This window comes from Escherichia sp. E2586 (assembly GCF_005781105.1).
GTDB lineage: Bacteria > Pseudomonadota > Gammaproteobacteria > Enterobacterales > Enterobacteriaceae > Escherichia.
This window is the reverse complement of the sequence record NZ_VATN01000002.1, coordinates 84934-105534: the sequence shown is the minus strand read 5'-3', so window position 1 is coordinate 105534 and position 20601 is coordinate 84934. Positions and strand designations below refer to the sequence as shown.

Here is a 20601-nt window from a genome sequence, read left to right as displayed (position 1 = left end):
AAATCCATAATTACGATAAATAATTATGGATTTTGTTATTTATCGTATTAATATTTACTGAGTGGTTTGTCTGAAAATGCGCCAAACATTGCGTTTGCTGCGTTGAATTTACAAAGTTCAGCTTCGGATAATTCTCACCAACTGGTAAAGTGTGCGCCGTGGAAATTTACCCTCATTGGACTCATTTTCAGGTTATACCGTATGTCAACACTGAATATTAAGCAGGAAAGCGACTCGCATTTTCCCGATTATCATCTGGCACCAGCCGGTAATAATGAAATTGATTTACTTAATCTTATCGAAGTTTTATGGCACGCAAAAAAACAGATCATGGCTGTCGTTTTTGCCTTTGCCTGTATCGGGTTGCTGGTGTCATTTATCCTACCGCAAAAATGGACCAGTGCGGCGGTTATAACGCCGGCAGAACCTGTGCAATGGCAAGATCTGGAGAAAACATTTACTAACCTTCGGGTACTGGATCTGGATATCAAAATTGATCGTACAGAAGCATTTAACCTGTTTATCAAGAAGTTTCAGTCTGTTAGCTTGCTGGAAGAGTACTTGCGTTCATCACCTTATGTGATGGACCAATTGAAAGAGGCGAAAATCGACGAACTAGATTTGCATCGCGCAATTGTCGCATTGAGCGAAAAAATGAAAGCGGTGGATGACAATGCCAGTAAGAAAAAAGATGAACCGTCATTGTATACCTCCTGGACGCTAAGTTTCACCGCACCCACCAGTGAAGAGGCACAGAAAGTGTTGGCCGGGTATATCGATTATATCTCTGCGTTGGTGGTGAAAGAGTCGATAGAAAACGTACGTAATAAACTGGAAATCAAAACCCAGTTTGAAAAAGAAAAGCTGGCGCAGGATCGCATTAAAACGAAAAACCAACTTGATGCAAACATTCAGCGTCTCAATTATTCACTCGATATTGCTAATGCAGCAGGCATTAAAAAACCTGTTTACAGTAATGGTCAGGCAGTAAAAGATGACCCTGATTTTTCTATTTCTCTCGGCGCAGACGGTATTGAACGCAAACTGGAAATTGAAAAAGCGGTTACTGACGTTGCGGAACTGAACGGTGAATTACGTAATCGTCAGTATCTTGTAGAACAATTAACAAAAGCAAATGTCAACGATGTTGATTTTACGCCGTTTAAATATCAGTTGCGTCCGTCATTGCCGGTGAAAAAAGACGGTCCGGGCAAAGCGATTATTGTGATCCTTTCCGCGTTGATCGGCGGTATGGTGGCTTGTGGTGGCGTGCTGTTGCGCCATGCGATGGCATCCAGAAAACAGGATGCCATGATGGCAGACCACTTAGTTTAAATCTTCGCGGTTGAAGGTGCCGTTCGTCCGAGCGGCACCACGAGCGGCGTTCCGGCAACTGGATCGTCAATAATCATGCAGCGCAGACCATAAATGCGCTCGATCAATTCAGCAGTAACAATCTCTTTCGGCGCTCCCTGAGCAACAATTTTCCCTTCCCGCAACGCAATCAAATGGCTGGCGTAACGACAGGCCTGATTAAGATCGTGCAGCACTGCCGCCAGGGTATAGCCTTTCTCACGGTTCAGTTCGCTTAGCAGTTCCAGCAAATCAATTTGATGACTGATATCCAGCCAGGTCGTTGGTTCATCAAGCAGCATAATCGCCGTTTCCTGGGCCAGCACCATCGCGATCCACGCTCGCTGGCGTTGTCCGCCGGAGAGGGTATCCACGCTTTGATCCGCCAGATGGGTGATTCCCGTGGCCTGCATCGCTTTCGTTACCGCCTCTTCATCTTCTTTGCGCCAGCGGGTAAACAGCGGTTGATGCGGGTAACGCCCACGCGCCACCAGCTCCTGCACGGTGATATCTCCCGGCGTGGTGGCGTTTTGTGCCAGCAGACCAATCCGACGGGCTACCTCCTTGCTGGCGTAATGTTGAATGTGCTCGCCATCCAGCCAGACATGCCCGTGAGCAGGCGTCATCAGGCGGCTTAGGGTACGCAGTAACGTGGATTTACCGCAGCCATTTGGCCCGATAATTGCCGTGAAGTGACCATCAGGAATTTCTACAGTCAAATTTTCCGCAACGGTATATTTGCCATATCCGAGGGTTAACTGTTCGCCGCGCAAACGGGCTACTGATTCGGTCATTTTTTGCGAGACTCCTGAATTAACAAGACGATAAGGTAAATACCGCCGAGGCTGACGGTAACGACACCAACCGGAAGTTGATACGGCATAAACAGTTGCTGAGCGCAGAGATCGGCTGCCAGCAGTAACAGCGCTCCGCACAGCGCCGCCTGGGTCAGCCCCCAGCGAGCGGTGCCGCTAATGCGTCGGGCAATGTGCGGCGCGACTAGAGCAATAAAGGAAATCGGCCCGGCAAGCGCCGTTGCCGCAGCGGTAAGCACCACCGCCACCAGCATCATTAACAGACGCGAACGTTCGACACTGACGCCCAGCGCGCAGGCGGTGTCATCGCCCATCTCCAGCAAGCGCATTCGCCGTACCAGTAAGGCGGCGGCAATGAGCATCAATATAATGATGGGCGCGGAAGGCGAGGTTTTTGCCCACGTCAGGCCGTTGAGCGATCCGGCATTCCATAATCCTGCGGTTAGCGCCGTTTCTAAAGACGCTTTCAGCAGCAGCCAGGTATTAAAGGCCACCAACATGGCGCGGACGCCGATGCCGATAATAATCAACCGAAAGGTGTCGATGCCGTTACGCCAGGCAAGCAGCCAGACCAGCAGTGACGTGACAATACCCCCTGCCATTGCTGCCAGCGCGATAGCCGTCAGGTCCTGACCAAACAGCACCATCGCCACCAGCACGCCGCTCCACGCTCCGGTGTTAAAGCCCATTACGTCAGGGCTGCCGAGTGGGTTACGCATCAACGACTGAAAAATCGCGCCGCTGACGCCCAGCGCCGCGCCAATTAACAACGCCATCAGCACGCGTGGTAAACGCCATTCGGTGACCACCATCGTCATACTGCGCGGCGCATCACCCATCAGCGCGGCGAATACCTGCGAGGTTTCCAGCGTGACGGCACCGCTGCGTAATCCCCAGACACTCGCCACCACGCAGGCGGTAATCAGCAGTAAGCAGGTGATGATTAATCGGCGAGAGACGTAAATCATGCGCCACCTCGTGTTTTACGTCGCACGAGGAAGATCAGCACCGGAGCACCAATAAAGGCACTGACCACGGAAACGCGCAGCTCGCCGGGCACAATCACACGCCCGATGATATCGGCAAACAGCAGCAGGGCAGGGGTAGCGAGTAGCGTGACGGGCAGCGACCAGCGATGATCGGCACCTACCAGCCAACGCGCCATATGCGGCATCATCAGGCCAATAAAGGCAATCGGGCCAACTACCGCCGTCGCACTACCACAAAGCACGGTAATCGCCAGCAGACCAATCAACTGTGTGCGCGCCACGCGACTGCCCAGCGCCGTCGCGGTGTCACTGCCAAGGCTTAAACTGTTCAGCGCGCGACTCAGTAATAGCGCAGTTGCTCCGGCGATCAGCACCGGGATCAGCACCACTTTTAAAGTGTGTAGATTACGAACATCCAGCGAACCGGCTTGCCAGAAACGCAGTTGATCGTAGACGTCAGGATTAAGCAGGGCGATGCCGCTGGTCAGCCCTTCCAGCACCGCCGCCAGCGCCACGCCCGCCAGGGTTAAACGCACCGGACTTAATTGCCCGCCGCCCTGGCTGCCGGTAAAGGCTACAATCAACGAGGCCACCAACGCCCCGGCGAAGGCCATCGCCAGTTGTTCCTGCGCGGATGAGTAACCAAACAGCGCCGCACCCAGCACAATGGCAAAGCTGGCTCCGGCATTCACGCCAAGTAAACCAGGATCGGCAAGTGGATTTCGGGTGAGGGTTTGCATTAACGCCCCGGCAAGCCCAAGCGCACTGCCCGCCAGCAATCCGGCCAGGGTACGCGGCAGTCGCGCGTCGAGCACGATAGTGCAGTCGGCGCTCTGGCAGGTGCCGGAGAGGGCCTCCAGCACGACGGAAGCGGGGAGTGATTTTGCCCCAATGAGCAGGCTTAATGCCGTCGCGATAATCAGTAATAACAGCAATCCGGGCACGGCAATGGCGCGTGTCACGGCAACAGAACCAGACATACGAACTTCCATGATAATGAAATTAATTATCGTTATCGATCTTATTTGGATATGTTAGCATGTGCAGCCTAAGAATAGGTATTTAAAATATTTGATGGCAAGGCATTGTAATGAATAAACAATCCTGGCTGCTTAACCTCAGCCTGTTGAAAACGCACCCGGCGTTTCGCGCAGTATTCCTCGCTCGTTTTATCTCTATTGTTTCTCTGGGTTTGCTCGGCGTCGCGGTGCCGGTGCAGATCCAGATGATGACGCATTCTACCTGGCAGGTGGGGCTTTCGGTGACGCTGACCGGCGGCGCGATGTTTGTCGGTTTGATGGTCGGCGGCGTGCTGGCGGATCGCTATGAGCGCAAAAAAGTGATTCTGCTGGCGCGCGGCACCTGTGGCATTGGCTTCATTGGACTGTGCCTGAACGCGCTGCTGCCGGAGCCGTCTTTGCTGGCAATCTATTTACTCGGATTATGGGATGGCTTTTTCGCGTCACTTGGCGTTACGGCGCTACTGGCGGCGACACCTGCACTGGTAGGGCGTGAAAATTTAATGCAGGCCGGGGCGATCACCATGTTGACCGTGCGGCTGGGATCGGTGATTTCGCCCATGATGGGCGGCATACTGCTGGCGACTGGCGGTGTAGCCTGGAACTATGGGCTGGCGGCGGCGGGCACGTTTATTACCTTGCTACCGTTGTTAAGCCTTCCGGCGTTGCCACCGCCACCGCAGCCGCGTGAGCATCCGTTGAAATCATTACTGGCAGGATTTCGTTTTCTGCTCGCCAGTCCGCTGGTGGGCGGCATTGCGCTGCTGGGTGGTTTATTGACGATGGCGAGCGCGGTGCGGGTACTGTATCCGGCGCTGGCTACCAACTGGCAGATGTCGGCGGCACAGATTGGTTTTCTCTATGCGGCGATCCCGCTCGGCGCGGCTATCGGCGCATTAACCAGCGGGAAGCTGGCACATAGCGCGCGACCAGGGTTGTTGATGTTGCTCTCCACGCTGGGATCGTTCCTCGCCATTGGTCTGTTTGGCCTGATGCCGATGTGGATTTTAGGCGTGGTTTGTCTGGCGCTGTTCGGCTGGCTGAGCGCGGTCAGTTCGTTGCTGCAATATACAATGCTGCAAACACAGACGCCGGAAGCGATGTTAGGGCGGATTAACGGTTTGTGGACGGCACAGAACGTGACGGGCGATGCCATAGGCGCGGCGCTGCTGGGCGGTTTGGGAGCGATGATGACACCGGTGGCTTCCGCAAGCGCGAGCGGTTTTGCTTTGTTGATTATCGGCGTGTTGTTGTTGCTGGTGCTGGTGGAGTTGCGGCGTTTTCGCCAGACGCCGCCGCAGGTGACAGCGTCCGACAGTTAATGCTTAAAACAGCGCCTTAAGTCGTTCCAGCACTTGCATGGCGCTGTAGTAATCCAGTCGGAACGTCTCGGTTCCCAGCGCATAAACCTGCTTGTTTTGTACTGCAGGCAGGTGCGCGAGCAGTGGATTGGCATAAATTGCATCGGCATCTTTCTGATCACCAGCGAACAGGATTAGTGACTCGCCATTTAACCCTGCCGCCAGATTTTCCCCACCAAGCTGAATGATGTCATGGCGTTTGCCCTGGCTTTGGCTGGCGTTTAACCCTGCGGGCAACTTCGCCAGCGTAAAGCCGAGTTGTTCCAGCATCTGCCCTTGTGCTGATTCCGGCGTCCAGAGATTGGCACTGTGTGCAGCGGCGGTATAGACAATGGCAGTGACCGGCTGCGGCGGTAATTTGATTTGCTCTTTCGCCGCCGCCAGTTGCTTATCAAACTGTGCAATCCGCTCTGCCGCTTGCTTCTCATGCCCGGTAATTTCGCCAAGTTGCGTTAACAGCGACTGCCAGCTTTTGTCGTCGTAATTGATGATTAATGTCGGGGCGATGGTGGAAAGCTGATCATACAGCGCCAGCGCCGAATCCCCGCCTGTTGCGCTAATTAAAATCAGATCCGGCATTTGCGCGGCAACGGCTTCGGCGCTCGGTTCGCCGATATAGAGCCGTTGCAGTTTGCGTTCTTTCGCCACCTTGCTCCACTGGCGTAAAAAGCCCTGGTCATCCGCGACGCGGTTATTTGGCGTGGTCGCGCCGCTGGCAATCACTGGGGCATCAATCGCCAGCAACGAACCCGTCAGCGTGACGCTGGTTGAGACGATGCGCTGTGGCTGGCTTTCCAGCATATGAGTGCCGCGGCTGTCAGTCACCTGACGCGGCCAGTCGGCGGCCTGCACTGCGGATATTCCTGAAAGTAAAAAGCCTGTTAGTAGAAGAGCGGTGCGGTAGAGCGGGGCGAGTCTCACAAATCAGCGTCCTGTTATTAATGAAGTTAATGCTTCTCATTTTCATTGTAACGACAACCAGATGCAACCCCGAGTTGCAGATTGCGTTACCTCAAGAGTTGACATAGTGCGCGTTTGCTTTTAGGTTAGCGACCGAAAATATAAATGATAATCATTATTAAAGCCTTTATCATTTTGTGGAGGATGATATGGATACGTCACTGGCTGAGGAAGTACAGCAGACCATGGCAACACTTGCGCCCAATCGCTTTTTCTTTATGTCGCCGTACCGCAGTTTTACGACGTCAGGATGTTTCGCCCGCTTCGATGAACCAGCTGTGAACGGGGATTCGCCCGACAGTCCCTTCCAGCAAAAACTCGCCGCGCTGTTTGCCGATGCCAAAGCGCGGGGCATCAAAAATCCGGTAATGGTCGGGGCGATTCCCTTCGATCCACGTCAGCCTTCGTCGCTGTATATCCCTGAATCCTGGCAGTCGTTCTCCCGTAAGGAAAAACAAGCTTCCGCACGCCGTTTCACCCGCAGCCAGTCGCTGAACGTGGTTGAACGCCAGGCAATTCCGGAACAAGCCACGTTTGAACAGATGGTCGCCCGCGCCGCCGCTCTTACCGCCACGCCGCAGGTCGACAAAGTGGTGTTGTCACGGTTGATTGATATCACCACTGACGCCTCCATTGATAGCGGCGTATTGCTGGAACGGTTGATTGCGCAAAACCCGGTTAGTTACAACTTCCATGTGCCATTGGCTGATGGTGGCGTTCTGCTCGGGGCCAGCCCGGAACTGCTGCTGCGCAAAGACGGCGAGCGTTTTAGCTCTATTCCGTTAGCCGGTTCCGCGCGTCGTCAGCCGGATGACGTGCTCGATCGCGAAGCGGGTAATCGTCTGCTGGCGTCAGAAAAAGATCGCCATGAACATGAACTAGTGACTCAGGCGATGAAAGAGGTACTGCGCGAACGCAGTAGTGAGTTACACGTTCCCTCCTCTCCACAATTGATCACCACGCCGACGCTGTGGCATCTCGCAACTCCCTTTGAAGGTAAAGCGAATTCGCAAGAAAACGCACTGACTCTGGCCTGCCTGCTGCATCCGACCCCCGCGCTGAGTGGTTTCCCTCATCAGGCCGCGACCCAGGTTATTGCTGATCTGGAGCCGTTCGACCGCGAGCTGTTTGGCGGCATTGTGGGTTGGTGTGACAGCGAAGGTAACGGCGAGTGGGTGGTGACTATCCGCTGCGCGAAGCTGCGGGAAAATCAGGTGCGTCTGTTTGCCGGAGCGGGGATTGTGCCTGCGTCGTCACCGTTGGGTGAGTGGCGCGAAACAGGCGTCAAACTTTCTACCATGTTGAACGTTTTTGGATTGCATTAAGGAGCGAGGATGAGCATTCCATTCACCCGCTGGCCGGAAGAGTTTGCCCGTCGCTATCGGGAAAAAGGTTATTGGCAGGATTTGCCGCTGACCGACATTCTGACCCGCCACGCCGCGAGTGATAGCATCGCGGTTATCGACGGCGAGCGGCAGTTGAGTCACCGGGAGCTGAATCAGGCGGCGGATAACCTCGCCTGTAGTTTGCGCCGTCAGGGCATTAAACCTGGTGAAACCGCGCTGGTACAACTGGGTAACGTCGCTGAACTTTATATTACCTTTTTCGCGCTGCTGAAACTGGGCGTTGCGCCGGTGCTGGCGCTGTTCAGCCATCAGCGTAGTGAACTGAACGCCTATGCCAGCCAGATTGAACCCACATTGCTGATTGCCGATCGCCAACATGCGCTGTTTAGCGGGGATGATTTCCTCAATACTTTCGTCACAGAACATTCCTCCATTCGCGTGGTGCAACTGCACAACGACAGCGGTGAGCATAACTTGCAGGATGCGATTAACCATCCGGCAGAGGATTTTACTGCCACGCCATCACCTGCTGATGAAGTGGCCTATTTCCAGCTTTCCGGCGGCACTACCGGCACACCGAAACTGATCCCGCGTACCCATAACGACTATTACTACAGCGTGCGCCGTAGCGTCGAGATTTGTCAGTTCACACAACAGACGCGCTACCTGTGCGCGATCCCGGCGGCTCATAACTACGCCATGAGTTCACCAGGATCGCTGGGTGTGTTTCTCGCTGGCGGCACTGTCGTTCTGGCGGCCGATCCCAGCGCCACGCTCTGTTTCCCATTGATAGAAAAACATCAGGTTAACGTTACCGCGCTGGTGCCGCCGGCAGTCAGTCTGTGGTTGCAGGCGTTGATCGAAGGCGAAAGCCGGGCGCAGCTTGCCTCGCTGAAACTGTTACAGGTCGGCGGTGCGCGTCTTTCTGCCACGCTTGCGGCGCGTATTCCCGCAGAGATTGGCTGCCAGTTGCAGCAAGTGTTCGGCATGGCGGAAGGGCTGGTGAACTACACCCGACTTGATGATAGCGCGGAGAAAATTATCCATACCCAGGGCTACCCAATGTGCCCGGATGACGAAGTGTGGGTTGCAGATGCTGACGGAAATCCACTGCCGCAAGGGGAAGTTGGACGCCTGATGACGCGCGGGCCGTATACCTTCCGCGGTTATTACAAAAGCCCGCAGCACAATGCCAGCGCCTTTGATGCCAACGGTTTTTACTGTTCCGGCGATCTGATCTCTATTGATCCAGAGGGTTACATCACCGTGCAGGGGCGCGAGAAAGATCAGATCAACCGTGGCGGCGAGAAGATCGCTGCCGAAGAGATCGAAAACCTGCTGCTGCGCCATCCGGCGGTGATCTACGCCGCACTGGTCAGTATGGAAGATGAGCTGATGGGCGAAAAAAGCTGTGCTTATCTGGTGGTAAAAGAGCCGCTGCGCGCGGTGCAGGTGCGTCGTTTCCTGCGCGAACAGGGTATTGCCGAATTTAAATTACCGGATCGCGTGGAGTGTGTAGATTCACTTCCGCTGACGGCGGTCGGGAAAGTCGATAAAAAACAATTACGTCAGTGGCTGGCGTCACGCGCTTCAGCCTGAAGGAGAGAACACGATGGCTATTCCAAAATTACAGGCTTACGCGCTGCCGGAGTCTCACGATATTCCGCAGAATAAAGTCGACTGGGCCTTTGAACCGCAACGTGCCGCGTTGTTAATCCATGATATGCAGGACTATTTTGTCAGCTTCTGGGGTGAGAACTGCCCGATGATGGAGCAGGTGATCGCCAATATTGCGGCGCTGCGCGACTACTGCAAACAGCACAATATTCCGGTTTATTACACTGCCCAGCCGAAAGATCAGAGCGATGAAGATCGGGCGCTGTTGAATGATATGTGGGGGCCGGGCCTGACCCGCTCGCCGGAACAGCAAAAGGTGGTGGATCGCCTGACGCCAGATGCCGACGACACGGTGCTGGTGAAGTGGCGCTACAGCGCGTTTCATCGTTCTCCGCTGGAGCAAATGCTCAAAGAGAGTGGACGTAACCAGCTGATTATTACCGGGGTATATGCCCACATTGGCTGTATGACCACCGCAACCGACGCATTTATGCGCGATATTAAACCGTTTATGGTGGCGGATGCGCTGGCCGATTTCAGCCGTGACGAGCATTTGATGTCGCTGAAATATGTGGCCGGACGGTCTGGCCGGGTGGTGATGACTGAAGAATTACTGCCAGCACCTGTCCCCGCCAGCAAAGCGGCGCTGCGTGAGGTGATCCTGCCGTTGCTGGACGAGTCCGATGAACCGTTCGATGACGACAACCTGATCGACTACGGTCTGGATTCGGTGCGCATGATGGCGCTGGCGGCGCGCTGGCGCAAAGTGCATGGTGATATCGACTTTGTCATGCTGGCGAAAAACCCGACCATCGACGCCTGGTGGAAGCTACTCTCCCGCGAGGTGAAATGATGGATTTCAGCGGTAAAAATGTCTGGGTAACCGGCGCGGGGAAAGGTATCGGCTACGCCACGGCGCTGGCATTTGTTGAAGCGGGAGCAAAAGTTACAGGTTTTGATCAAGCGTTCGCTCAGGAGCAATATCCCTTTGCGACCGAAGTGATGGATGTTGCCGATGCTGCGCTGGTGGCGCAGGTATGTCAGCGACTGTTAGCTGAAACGGAGCGACTGGACGTGCTGGTTAATGCGGCGGGAATTTTGCGCATGGGCGCGACCGATCAGCTCAGTAAGGAAGACTGGCAACAGACTTTTGCGGTCAATGTCGGCGGTGCGTTTAACCTGTTCCAGCAGACCATGAATCAGTTTCGTCGCCAACGGGGCGGGGCGATTGTCACTGTGGCGTCCGACGCTGCGCACACGCCGCGTATTGGCATGAGTGCTTATGGCGCGTCGAAAGCGGCGCTGAAAAGCCTGGCGTTGAGCGTCGGACTGGAACTGGCGGGTAGCGGTGTGCGCTGTAATGTGGTTTCGCCGGGTTCAACCGACACCGATATGCAACGCACGCTGTGGGTGAGCGATGACGCCGAAGAGCAGCGTATTCGTGGCTTTGGCGAGCAGTTTAAACTCGGTATTCCGCTGGGGAAAATTGCCCGTCCACAAGAGATCGCCAACACGATTTTGTTCCTCGCTTCCGATCTCGCCAGCCATATCACCCTACAGGATATCGTGGTAGATGGCGGCTCAACGCTGGGGGCATAAGCATGATCTGGAAACGCCATTTAACGCTCGACGAACTGAACGCCACCAGCGATAACACATTGGTGGCGCATCTGGGAATTGTGTATACCCGTCTGGGCGATGATGTGCTGGAAGCCGAAATGCCGGTTGATACCCATACTCATCAGCCGTTTGGCCTGCTGCATGGCGGCGCGTCGGCAGCGCTGGCGGAAACGCTGGGATCGATGGCCGGATTTATGATGACCCGCGACGGACAGTGTGTGGTGGGCACGGAACTTAACGCCACCCATCATCGCCCGGTGTCTGAAGGCAAGGTACGCGGCGTCTGCCAGCCGTTGCATCTTGGGCGGCAAAATCAGAGTTGGGAAATCGTCGTTTTCGATGAACAGGGGCGGCGTTGCTGCACTTGTCGGCTGGGTACGGCAGTTTTGGGATGAGCCCGACAGAATTAAATGAGATTGTTGGAAAACTCGGTTAACGGAGTGATCGAGTTAACATTGTGAAGTTAAATATTGGTTTCAACTCCGATTTACATGGTTGCTGTGTTGTTAAATTGTACAAAGATGTTATAGAAACAAAATGTAACATCTCTATGGACACGCACACGGATAACAACTATGAACAAATCAGGGAAATACCTCGTCTGGACAGTGCTCTCTGTAATGGGAGCATTTGCTCTGGGATACATTGCTTTAAATCGTGGGGAACAGATCAACGCACTGTGGATTGTGGTGGCGTCGGTCTGTGTCTATCTGATCGCTTACCGTTTTTATGGTCTGTATATCGCCAAAAATGTGCTGGCGGTTGACCCGACGCGTATGACGCCAGCAGTGCGCCATAACGATGGGTTGGACTATGTACCGACAGACAAGAAAGTGCTGTTCGGTCACCATTTTGCGGCTATTGCCGGAGCAGGCCCGCTGGTGGGGCCAGTGCTGGCAGCGCAGATGGGCTACCTGCCGGGGATGATCTGGCTGCTTGCCGGGGTGGTTCTCGCTGGTGCAGTGCAGGACTTTATGGTGCTGTTTGTTTCTACGCGCCGTGACGGTCGTTCGCTGGGTGAGTTGGTCAAAGAAGAGATGGGGCCAACCGCCGGGGTGATTGCGCTGGTAGCCTGCTTTATGATCATGGTCATTATCCTGGCGGTGCTGGCGATGATCGTGGTGAAAGCCCTGACTCATAGCCCGTGGGGAACGTATACCGTTGCGTTTACCATTCCGCTGGCGCTGTTTATGGGGATCTACCTGCGCTATCTGCGTCCGGGGCGTATTGGCGAAGTGTCGGTCATCGGTTTGGTGTTCCTGATTTTCGCCATTATCTCTGGCGGCTGGGTGGCAGAAAGCCCGACCTGGGCGCCGTACTTTGACTTTACCGGCGTGCAGTTGACCTGGATGCTGGTGGGTTACGGTTTTGTGGCGGCGGTGCTGCCGGTGTGGTTGCTGCTGGCTCCGCGTGACTACCTCTCTACCTTCCTGAAAATCGGGACTATCGTCGGTCTGGCGGTAGGCATTTTGATCATGCGTCCGACGCTGACCATGCCTGCGCTGACCAAATTTGTTGATGGCACTGGCCCGGTATGGACCGGCAACCTGTTCCCGTTCCTGTTTATCACCATCGCCTGTGGCGCGGTGTCTGGCTTCCATGCGCTGATCTCTTCCGGCACTACGCCGAAGATGCTGGCGAACGAAGGGCAGGCGTGTTTTATCGGCTACGGCGGGATGTTAATGGAATCCTTCGTGGCGATTATGGCGCTGGTTTCCGCCTGTATCATCGATCCGGGCGTTTACTTCGCCATGAACAGCCCGATGGCGGTGCTGGCTCCGGCAGGGACGGCGGATGTAGTCGCTTCTGCCGCGCAGGTAGTGAGTAGCTGGGGCTTTGCGATTACCCCGGATACGCTAAACCAGATTGCCAGCGAAGTGGGTGAACAGTCGATCATTTCCCGTGCGGGCGGTGCGCCGACGTTGGCGGTGGGGATGGCCTACATTCTGCACGGCGCGCTGGGCGGCATGATGGATGTGGCGTTCTGGTATCACTTCGCCATTCTGTTTGAAGCACTGTTTATTCTGACGGCGGTGGATGCAGGGACGCGTGCTGCGCGCTTTATGTTGCAGGATCTGCTGGGCGTGGTGTCTCCGGGTCTGAAACGGACCGATTCACTGCCTGCTAACCTGCTGGCAACGGCGCTGTGCGTACTGGCGTGGGGCTACTTCCTGCATCAGGGGGTGGTCGATCCGCTGGGCGGTATTAACACTCTGTGGCCGCTGTTTGGTATAGCCAACCAGATGCTGGCAGGGATGGCGCTGATGCTCTGTGCCGTAGTGCTGTTCAAAATGAAACGTCAACGTTACGCCTGGGTGGCGCTGGTACCAACGGCCTGGTTGCTGATTTGTACCCTGACCGCAGGCTGGCAGAAAGCGTTTAGCCCGGATGCGAAAGTCGGCTTCCTGGCGATTGCTAACAAGTTCCAGGCAATGATCGACAGCGGCAATATTCCGTCGCAGTATACTGAGTCACAACTGGCGCAACTGGTGTTCAACAACCGTCTGGATGCTGGGTTAACCATCTTCTTTATGGTGGTCGTGGTGGTTCTGGCACTGTTCTCGATTAAGACGGCACTGGCGGCATTGAAAGAGCCGAAGCCAACGGCGAAAGAAACGCCGTATGAGCCAATGCCGGAAAATGTCGAGGAGATCGTGGCGCAGGCGAAAGGCGCGCACTAAAGTCAGAGTGTGGGGGAATGTGCCGAGCGTTCCCCTTACTCTCAGCCCGAGCGTGTTGATAGCAATTAAGCCCTCATAATTCAGGAGGGCATTTGTATTACCGGAGGTTTAGATGTTTGATTCACTGGCAAAAGCCGGAAAATATTTAGGTCAGGCGGCGAAGCTGATGATCGGTATGCCTGATTACGACAACTATGTCGAACATATGCGGGTTAACCATCCTGATCAAACGCCGATGACCTACGAGGAGTTTTTCCGTGAGCGGCAGGACGCGCGCTACGGTGGAAAAGGCGGCGCGCGCTGCTGCTAAATGTGTACGTCAGGCTTTAAACGATTCCACTTTTTCGAACGCTGCACGCAAGGTATCAGGTGTCAGCGTGACTGGCAGGTAATGAATGGATTCCACCGGACGTAAGGTGTGGGTAATCACTTTGTCGATCTCCGCCTGATTATTGATATCCACTTCCAACTCCGCCAGCGTAGTCGGCAGATGAAAACGCTGATACGCCCCGGTTAATTGCGCCAGCACATCATCCTGGCCCAGCAAGGCGCTTTGCACCAGAATACCGTAGGCAACTTTGGTGCCGTGGAGAAACTTCTCGGTTTGCGGCAGTACAGTCAGACCGTTGTGCATGGCATGGGCCGCCGCCACACGCGTAAAACGATCGCCCAGACCACCGACCATTCCGCCTCCGGCAATAATGGCATCCACCACATCGCAAAATGATTGTGTTAACTGCTGATTTTGCTGATCGGCAAGCGCCTGCTCGCTACTGTTTAACAAGACGTCGCGAATGGCCTGCGCGTTATTAATCCCCAGACGCACGGTTAGCGGCAACGTTTCTGGTTGCGGGGCCAGTACTACCGCTTCATACCATTTCGCCAGCGTGTCACCGATCCCCGCCAGCAGATATTGTTGCGGCGCATTGAGGATAATCTCCGGTTCCACCAGCACCATAAAATTGGCGTCGTCGAAAATCTCATAATGCAGCGCCTGTCCGGCGTCGTTATACCAGACGGAGAGCGGTGTCCAGGCAGCGCAGGTGGCGGCGATCGTCGGAACGGCAACAAATGGCAGACCGAGACGGCGGGCGAGGGCTTTCGCGGTGTCGAGCAGTGCACCGCCCCCGACGCCAATCACCACGCTGCGATCGTCACCGGACTCAGCCGCCAGTTGTTGTACATCGCTTTCGCTGCAATGACCGCGAAACAAAATATGCTTTGCCCCCGGCAGTTCAAACGCTGTCGGAAGTTTGGTTTGCGCCGCAGCAATGGCGCGTTCGCCGTAGATCCACACCGCGCGAGAAAGTTGTTCATCAGTGAAAAAATCGTGCAGGTGATTGAAACTTCCAGGATGAGAAAAGTAGTTAGCCGGGCCGACGACGACGCGGATGGGATTGTGAGGCATGTTGTGTTGTCCTTATTGTTTTATTTAGACATCTAAACGTCTTGATTGCCAAATACTAGCATCGTGTTATAGTGCCTTCAACACGCAACTTCGTCAGGTACAATAAAAATGACAAATAACCCTCTGATTCCACAAAGCAAACTTCCACAACTTGGCACCACTATTTTCACCCAGATGAGCGCACTGGCGCAGCAACACCAGGCGATTAACCTGTCGCAAGGCTTTCCTGATTTTGATGGTCCGCGCTATTTACAGGAGCGGCTGGCGTACCACGTTGCCCAAGGGGCAAATCAATATGCGCCCATGGCCGGCGTGCAGGCATTACGCGAGGCGATTGCTGAGAAAACCGCGCGGCTGTATGGCTATCAACCAGATGCCGATAGCGATATCACCGTAACGGCAGGGGCGACGGAAGCGTTATATGCAGCGATTACCGCATTGGTGCGCAATGGTGATGAAGTGATTTGCTTTGATCCCAGCTATGACTGTTACGCCCCCGCCATCGCGCTTTCGGGGGGAATAGTGAAGCGTATTGCACTGCAACCTCCGCATTTTCGCGTTGACTGGCAGGAATTTGCCGCATTGTTAAGCGAGCGCACCCGACTGGTGATCCTCAATACGCCGCATAATCCCAGCGCCACCGTCTGGCGGCAGGCTGATTTCGCCGCTTTGTGGCAGGCAATTGCCGGGCACGAGATTTTTGTTATTAGTGATGAAGTGTACGAGCACATCAACTTTTCACAGCAGGGCCATGCCAGCGTGCTGGCGCATCCGCAGTTGCGTGAGCGGGCGGTGGCAGTTTCTTCATTTGGCAAGACCTATCATATGACCGGCTGGAAAGTGGGCTATTGCGTTGCGCCTGCGCCCATCAGCGCCGAAATCCGCAAAGTGCATCAATATCTGACCTTTTCGATCAATACCCCGGCGCAGCTGGCGCTTGCGGATATGCTACGTGCAGAACCTGAGCATTATCTTGCGTTACCGGACTTTTATAGGCAGAAACGCGATATTCTGGTGAACGCCTTAAGTGAAAGTCGGCTGGAGATACTACCCTGCGAAGGTACTTACTTTTTGCTGGTGGAATACAGCGCCGTGTCTACGCTGGATGATGTTGAGTTTTGCCAGTGGCTGACGCGGGAGCATGGCGTGGCGGCGATCCCGCTATCGGTATTTTGCGCCGATCCCTTCCCCCATAAACTGATTCGTCTCTGTTTTGCCAAGAAGGAATCGACGTTGCTGGCAGCAGCTGAACGCCTGCGCCAGCTTTAGTTATTTGACAGTCCAGGCGCGGGAATATTGACGGTCGGCAAACAACTCTTGCAGGCCGTTAATTTGCTTCAGGCGCAGCACTTCGTCGCTGTCCATTCCCAGTTCTTTGCCAATTTTATTATCGTCCCATCCCAACTGGCTGAGTTCACGGACGATTTCTGACATGGCGGTGATTTGATGGCGTCCACGAGCGCGGTTGTGGCGAATTGTTGCAGCGATGCGCTCGTTACGATCCCCTCCCAGACAGGTAACCGGTAAATACCCTTTTAAGCGCGTTTTTAACGTGTTAGATCCTTTACCAATTTCATGACGGTGAAAGCCATCAACAATCTCCATTGTGTCAGATTGAGTGTTAGTCACCACGATAGGTTGGGTAAAACCATCAATTTCAATGGATTTTTTTAGCAGCTTCTTCTCTGGCGGTGCCACATTATTGGGGTTGTAATCATTCGGCACGAGTTGGCTATTTTTAACCCACAGAACGCAATCCACGGGCTCTTCACGAAAGGGGCTAACCTGATGGATCGCCATGCGGATTTCATTAATCGCTTTGATGCGATCGTCTTCCGGCAAGCTGGCGAGAAATTGGGTTAAATCCTGCGTTAATCGTTGTTGCATAGTATCCCCCATTCCTGACGTTTTCCTTTTATCCGTTCGTTATAACGCTGATAGTTCTTCGCTTTCGTAGGACTAAATGATAATGCCCGGCACCAGTAATCGTTATTGAGTAAAACTTTGCATATTCGCCGCCAGGAGGGGATATCTTTCGTGCCAATGTCCCCTTGCTGGGTTTGTGGAACCTCGATGCCTTTTTTCTGATACCAGTGCAAATAAATGGCGATTTTATTGCGGTAATGCTCAGCTGTTTTCTCCGGCATGCTATCGAGCAGCAATAATGCATACTCTTGCCAGCCTAAATGCTCTGGCTTGAGGATTTTCCGATGCCCATAGAAATGATTGTCATGTCCGGCGTAAATTCCGCCGCTTTTTACACCGCTGACTCGTGCGCACATAGCAGCCCAGCGATCCGGTTCGATAACGTGATAGAGCCATAATCCCTGCCGTTGCTCTGGGCCAAAAGGTTCGCAAATTCGCATCTGACGCAGAGGGACGCCTGCCTGATACATTAGGTTATACAGTGGGTTGCAGAGACTTTGATGATTTGCATACCAGGTCCAGATATCAGCCACTTTCCAGTCGTAGATGGGGTAAATGTACCAGCTATGACCGCCTGGTGCGGCCGTAGTCCAGGGTTTATCGTCGGCAAAACGCTGTTTATTCGAACTGGCGATAGCAACGAAACGGTTATAGGACTCGTCAGCCCGGATGCCGATCATCATGGCCGCCGGACGTTTTTGCGAAAACCATTCGGCAAATTCACGCACGAAATGTTCAAACGTCATACCCGGTTGATAAAACGAGAAAAATGTCGGATCGGTTATCGCATCTTCCGGGGGCAGGCGTACCCATTCAACATCAGGTTCCCAGCATTGCCATTCGGGTTGATACTGAGAAAGAGAGTTTTGCGTCGTAAGAGGCAGCGCTACCCAATAAAATTCTTCAATGACATCAGCATACTGCTCTCGTAGGGACTGAATATAGTGAATAGTTAAAGAAAACTGTGCTTCCCAGTCGATAAACAGAACGTATATTTTTTTTCCCATTTTTCTGGCCAGATTCGCGGTTAGATGAAGCATTAAGCCTGAATCTTTACCGCCAGAAAATGAGACACAAACGCGGGGTAGGGTGTTGAGTGTCCAGGTAATACGCTCTTGTGCAGCTTCCAGAATATTGAGCGGAAGCGGAATTTTATAAATGGACATCTGAAAACGCTCTCTTAACGTGATCTGGAGAATAGTGCGATAGTTTTCTGATTATAGTAGTAACAAATTAAAATAAGATATCTCATTTTATATTCATCGGCTGAATTTTTTATGAGGAGCATTGTCCTTATTGAACGGTGTTCAGGATAAATTATCATTTAAGCGATCAATAAATCGGGAGAATCCCAGATTGTTTAATGATGATTTGTTATAGGAGATATAAAGCGTATTAGAGGGTAGGTTTTGCTCTAGCTTTATTTGTTTTAATTGTAGGTTCTTTTGATTGCTGCGATATAACTCAACGGGAACAATGCCCAATAAATCGGTTACCGCAATAGTATTGATGATAGTAAACAGTGAAGAACTACGGAATGCTATTTTTCGGTTTGTCAGAAGCGCTTCTATTTCCATCTGAAAATCTTCAAGTCCAGATGCTTTTGATATCAGAAAAGTAAACTCTTCATCAAGAATTTCTTCGCGGCTGCTGTATTCCGTTATTCTCGGATGGGATGAACTACAGATAAGTGTATTGCGTATCGATTGAAAAGGTACACAGCTCACCGAGCGACTGATAACTGGCGTTAATGTGATGACCAGATCTGCTTTGCGATAAGCTAATAAATCTTCGGCACTTTCTGCTGACATCATAATGTCATGATGTTCAATTTCTACGGACGAATCTTGTCGGAGACATCCGATCAAAAGGCTACTGTTCGTTGAGGAAATAAGTTGCGGGCCGTAAATAATAAATTTTTTCTTTAGCTCAGATTTATTGACAATGTTGATGGTTTGTTCAAGATTTTTAAGGTTTTTCTCAAGATGATGATGCAAATTTAAACCCGTTGTTGTTGGTGCAATCCCTTTACCGGATCGAGTAAACAAGGGATCATTAAATTGCGCTCGTAGACGTTGTAAAGACTGGCTTACTGCAGAAGGTGTTATGTATAACGATTCAGCTGCCTTGCTAATACTGAGATGTTGATAGATGCACTCAAAAATGACAAGTAAGTTTAAATCAAATTTTTTTAGGTCGTAAAGATTAGCCATGATGTACTCCATTCATATACTTGTTTTCATAACATTCATCAAGTCAATGATATGGCTTTATGTATTTCAATATATTATGTTGTTTTACTTAATCTATGATTAAGTTTTTCTAAACTAGCATAGTTGATATGCGTGAGGTGAGCAATACTTGCTATTATTTGGATAACTGAAAAGTGATATGTATTTCAGTTATCCATGAATTGAATGTTAATTATTCCCCATAATAATGTTTAAGGTCTTTTTATCTGGTAATCCAACAGCCTGCTGTAATGTTTTTTCTGGGCTCATGTAATAAATCGCAGGGGTGACATTTGCACCCAGTTCGTCCATCAACGCCTCGTTGGCACTGAGAATCTTCATCTGTTCAGGTGTAACGTTCCCGGAGAGGTTCAGCTTTAATTTGCCGCCAGATGCTTCATATTCTTGCCACGTTTTTGCCGGATCTTTAGACGCGAGGATTGCCGCTGCGGTGGCGGGGCTTTCTGGTTTTATCACGCCAACCAACAAAGTACGAATCTGTACTTTACCGGCATCAACCCACGGGCGTGCTTGTTGCCAGAATTGTTTGCAATATGGGCAGAAAGGATCGGCAAAAACATAAACCACGATCGGCGCGTCTTTTTTACCGTCAAGTAGCCAGTTTGATTGTTCCATACGCTGCCACATTTCGCGTCCGGCAGGCGCGTAAATCTCTTTTTCAATAAGAGCGTTACTGAGGTTTTCTCCCTTTTCGTTGTACATATAGCCAGAGATGGCATGTTTACCGTCTGGCGTAAGGTAGATAGTGACCCCCATGTCCTGATATTTCCCCAGATAACCTTTCAGACCGCCTGGCGCATCGAACGATTTAATAATCGTAATCCCCTGTTTTTCAATCGCTTTTACGGGGGCGGGAAGCTCTTCGGCGTAAACGATTCCCGGTAGCAGGGTAAAAAAAATTATCTTTTTTAACATTAATTTGTCCTTTTCAGTCAGTGCAAAATTTGAGTAAAAGGCATAACCTATCACTGTCATAGGTAAGAGCTTAGAACAGGTGATTGCCCTTTGTTTATGAGGGTGTTGTAATCCCTCTCGGCATTGCGGTCGTCATCGCAACACCGCAGCCTGCTGAACAGGCGCTGAAGATACCAAAGGGTAGTTCAGGTTACGCGGCCACCTGGAAAGGAGGCCCATTTTACTTTTATCGCCGCTGGCGGTGCAAAGTTCACAAAGTTGTCTTACGAAGGTTGTAAGGTAAAACTTATCGATTTGATAATGGAAACGCATTAGCCGAATCGGCAAAAATTGGTTACC

19 protein-coding genes are annotated in these 20601 nt (G+C 52.5%); 10 read left to right on the top strand and 9 right to left on the bottom strand.

Translation table 11 applies throughout. The annotated features are described in order from the left end of the window. Positions 1-201 precede the first annotated feature (201 nt). Complete coding sequence (gene wzz(fepE), locus FEK50_RS01820) at positions 202-1335, top strand: LPS O-antigen length regulator Wzz(fepE) (protein ID WP_131161023.1); 1134 nt, start codon at positions 202-204, stop codon at positions 1333-1335. Here wzz(fepE) and fepC read toward each other — a convergent pair. Genes fepC through fepD form a run of 3 tightly spaced genes read right to left on the bottom strand, consistent with a single transcriptional unit; the run spans position 1332 to position 4137 of the window. Then, a complete protein-coding gene (gene fepC / locus FEK50_RS01815) occupies positions 1332-2147 on the bottom strand; it encodes an iron-enterobactin ABC transporter ATP-binding protein (RefSeq protein ID WP_000140646.1) in 816 nt (271 codons plus the stop codon). The two genes, wzz(fepE) and fepC, sit on opposite strands and share 4 nt — an antisense overlap. Then, positions 2144-3136, bottom strand: coding sequence for an iron-enterobactin ABC transporter permease (gene fepG, locus FEK50_RS01810; protein WP_130206425.1), 993 nt, complete (start codon positions 3134-3136; stop codon positions 2144-2146). Before fepG ends, fepC begins: the two co-directional genes overlap by 4 nt. Beyond that, complete coding sequence (gene fepD, locus FEK50_RS01805) at positions 3133-4137, bottom strand: Fe(3+)-siderophore ABC transporter permease (RefSeq protein ID WP_131161024.1); 1005 nt, start codon at positions 4135-4137, stop codon at positions 3133-3135. The genes fepG and fepD overlap by 4 nt, the downstream gene beginning before the upstream one ends. Before the next feature lie 110 nt (positions 4138-4247). Here fepD and entS point away from each other — a divergent pair, with 110 nt between their 5' ends. Next, on the top strand, positions 4248-5498 hold the full coding sequence (gene entS / locus FEK50_RS01800) for an enterobactin transporter EntS (protein WP_131161025.1): 1251 nt from the start codon (positions 4248-4250) through the stop codon (positions 5496-5498). A 3-nt stretch (positions 5499-5501) separates the two neighbouring features. On the opposite strand, the gene fepB is transcribed toward entS, so the two are convergent. Further along, the gene (gene fepB / locus FEK50_RS01795) at positions 5502-6458 is read right to left on the bottom strand and encodes a Fe2+-enterobactin ABC transporter substrate-binding protein (protein WP_131161026.1); all 957 of its coding nucleotides are present in this window, start codon (positions 6456-6458) and stop codon (positions 5502-5504) included. 188 nt (positions 6459-6646) lie between these two features. On the opposite strand from fepB, the gene entC reads away from it, so the two are divergent. The 7 genes from entC (at position 6647) to FEK50_RS01760 (ending at position 14071) form a co-directional block, all read left to right on the top strand. Beyond that, on the top strand, positions 6647-7822 hold the full coding sequence (entC, locus tag FEK50_RS01790) for an isochorismate synthase EntC (RefSeq protein WP_130260251.1): 1176 nt from the start codon (positions 6647-6649) through the stop codon (positions 7820-7822). Between the two features lie 9 nt (positions 7823-7831). Beyond that, positions 7832-9442, top strand: a complete 1611-nt coding sequence (entE, locus tag FEK50_RS01785; RefSeq protein ID WP_131161027.1) for a (2,3-dihydroxybenzoyl)adenylate synthase EntE — start codon at positions 7832-7834, stop codon at positions 9440-9442. A 13-nt stretch (positions 9443-9455) separates the two neighbouring features. Further along, the gene (gene entB / locus FEK50_RS01780) at positions 9456-10313 is read left to right on the top strand and encodes an enterobactin biosynthesis bifunctional isochorismatase/aryl carrier protein EntB (RefSeq protein ID WP_053265668.1); all 858 of its coding nucleotides are present in this window, start codon (positions 9456-9458) and stop codon (positions 10311-10313) included. Next, positions 10313-11059, top strand: a complete 747-nt coding sequence (entA, locus tag FEK50_RS01775) for a 2,3-dihydro-2,3-dihydroxybenzoate dehydrogenase EntA (protein WP_131161050.1) — start codon at positions 10313-10315, stop codon at positions 11057-11059. The genes entB and entA overlap by 1 nt, the downstream gene beginning before the upstream one ends. Positions 11060-11061: 2 nt before the next feature. Then, a complete protein-coding gene (gene entH, locus FEK50_RS01770) occupies positions 11062-11475 on the top strand; it encodes a proofreading thioesterase EntH (RefSeq protein ID WP_131161028.1) in 414 nt (137 codons plus the stop codon). Between the two features lie 180 nt (positions 11476-11655). Beyond that, the gene (cstA, locus tag FEK50_RS01765) at positions 11656-13761 is read left to right on the top strand and encodes a pyruvate/proton symporter CstA (RefSeq protein WP_131161029.1); all 2106 of its coding nucleotides are present in this window, start codon (positions 11656-11658) and stop codon (positions 13759-13761) included. A gap of 112 nt (positions 13762-13873) precedes the next feature. Continuing rightward, the gene (locus FEK50_RS01760) at positions 13874-14071 is read left to right on the top strand and encodes a YbdD/YjiX family protein (protein ID WP_000460431.1); all 198 of its coding nucleotides are present in this window, start codon (positions 13874-13876) and stop codon (positions 14069-14071) included. A gap of 9 nt (positions 14072-14080) precedes the next feature. Here the strand turns inward: FEK50_RS01760 and hcxA are convergent, their stop codons facing one another. Continuing rightward, entirely contained in the window at positions 14081-15169 is a 1089-nt protein-coding gene (hcxA, locus tag FEK50_RS01755; protein WP_131161030.1) for a hydroxycarboxylate dehydrogenase HcxA, read from the bottom strand. Between the two features lie 108 nt (positions 15170-15277). Between hcxA and ybdL the strand changes: the two genes are divergently transcribed. Continuing rightward, positions 15278-16438: a methionine-oxo-acid transaminase gene (ybdL, locus tag FEK50_RS01750; protein WP_130260248.1), complete on the top strand. Its 1161-nt coding sequence runs from the start codon at positions 15278-15280 to the stop codon at positions 16436-16438. On the opposite strand, the gene FEK50_RS01745 is transcribed toward ybdL, so the two are convergent. From FEK50_RS01745 to dsbG, 4 genes are all read right to left on the bottom strand, one after another. Continuing rightward, positions 16439-17068 (bottom strand): ParB/RepB/Spo0J family partition protein, encoded by a 630-nt coding sequence (locus tag FEK50_RS01745; RefSeq protein ID WP_130258600.1) that lies wholly within the window; start codon positions 17066-17068, stop codon positions 16439-16441. Then, positions 17041-18261, bottom strand: a complete 1221-nt coding sequence (locus FEK50_RS01740) for a phosphoadenosine phosphosulfate reductase (protein ID WP_131161031.1) — start codon at positions 18259-18261, stop codon at positions 17041-17043. The genes FEK50_RS01745 and FEK50_RS01740 overlap by 28 nt, the downstream gene beginning before the upstream one ends. 141 nt (positions 18262-18402) lie before the next feature. Next, positions 18403-19308 (bottom strand): LysR family transcriptional regulator, encoded by a 906-nt coding sequence (locus FEK50_RS01735; protein ID WP_130206447.1) that lies wholly within the window; start codon positions 19306-19308, stop codon positions 18403-18405. Positions 19309-19515: 207 nt separating this feature from the next. Then, the gene (gene dsbG / locus FEK50_RS01730; protein WP_131161032.1) at positions 19516-20262 is read right to left on the bottom strand and encodes a thiol:disulfide interchange protein DsbG; all 747 of its coding nucleotides are present in this window, start codon (positions 20260-20262) and stop codon (positions 19516-19518) included. Between the last annotated feature and the right edge of the window lie 339 nt (positions 20263-20601).

Bases quoted from the DNA above. Each gene is read 5' to 3' on its own strand.
- fepC (WP_000140646.1), bottom strand. From the start codon at position 2,147: ATGACCGAATCAGTAGCCCGTTTGCGCGGCGAACAGTTAACCCTCGGA.
- fepG (WP_130206425.1), bottom strand. From the start codon at position 3,136: ATGATTTACGTCTCTCGCCGATTAATCATCACCTGCTTACTGCTGATT.
- fepD (WP_131161024.1), bottom strand. From the start codon at position 4,137: ATGTCTGGTTCTGTTGCCGTGACACGCGCCATTGCCGTGCCCGGATTG.
- entS (WP_131161025.1), top strand. From the start codon at position 4,248: ATGAATAAACAATCCTGGCTGCTTAACCTCAGCCTGTTGAAAACGCAC.
- entC (WP_130260251.1), top strand. From the start codon at position 6,647: ATGGATACGTCACTGGCTGAGGAAGTACAGCAGACCATGGCAACACTT.
- entE (WP_131161027.1), top strand. From the start codon at position 7,832: ATGAGCATTCCATTCACCCGCTGGCCGGAAGAGTTTGCCCGTCGCTAT.
- entB (WP_053265668.1), top strand. From the start codon at position 9,456: ATGGCTATTCCAAAATTACAGGCTTACGCGCTGCCGGAGTCTCACGAT.
- entA (WP_131161050.1), top strand. From the start codon at position 10,313: ATGGATTTCAGCGGTAAAAATGTCTGGGTAACCGGCGCGGGGAAAGGT.
- entH (WP_131161028.1), top strand. From the start codon at position 11,062: ATGATCTGGAAACGCCATTTAACGCTCGACGAACTGAACGCCACCAGC.
- cstA (WP_131161029.1), top strand. From the start codon at position 11,656: ATGAACAAATCAGGGAAATACCTCGTCTGGACAGTGCTCTCTGTAATG.
- FEK50_RS01760 (WP_000460431.1), top strand. From the start codon at position 13,874: ATGTTTGATTCACTGGCAAAAGCCGGAAAATATTTAGGTCAGGCGGCG.
- hcxA (WP_131161030.1), bottom strand. From the start codon at position 15,169: ATGCCTCACAATCCCATCCGCGTCGTCGTCGGCCCGGCTAACTACTTT.
- ybdL (WP_130260248.1), top strand. From the start codon at position 15,278: ATGACAAATAACCCTCTGATTCCACAAAGCAAACTTCCACAACTTGGC.
- FEK50_RS01745 (WP_130258600.1), bottom strand. From the start codon at position 17,068: ATGGGGGATACTATGCAACAACGATTAACGCAGGATTTAACCCAATTT.
- FEK50_RS01740 (WP_131161031.1), bottom strand. From the start codon at position 18,261: ATGTCCATTTATAAAATTCCGCTTCCGCTCAATATTCTGGAAGCTGCA.
- FEK50_RS01735 (WP_130206447.1), bottom strand. From the start codon at position 19,308: ATGGCTAATCTTTACGACCTAAAAAAATTTGATTTAAACTTACTTGTC.
- dsbG (WP_131161032.1), bottom strand. From the start codon at position 20,262: ATGTTAAAAAAGATAATTTTTTTTACCCTGCTACCGGGAATCGTTTAC.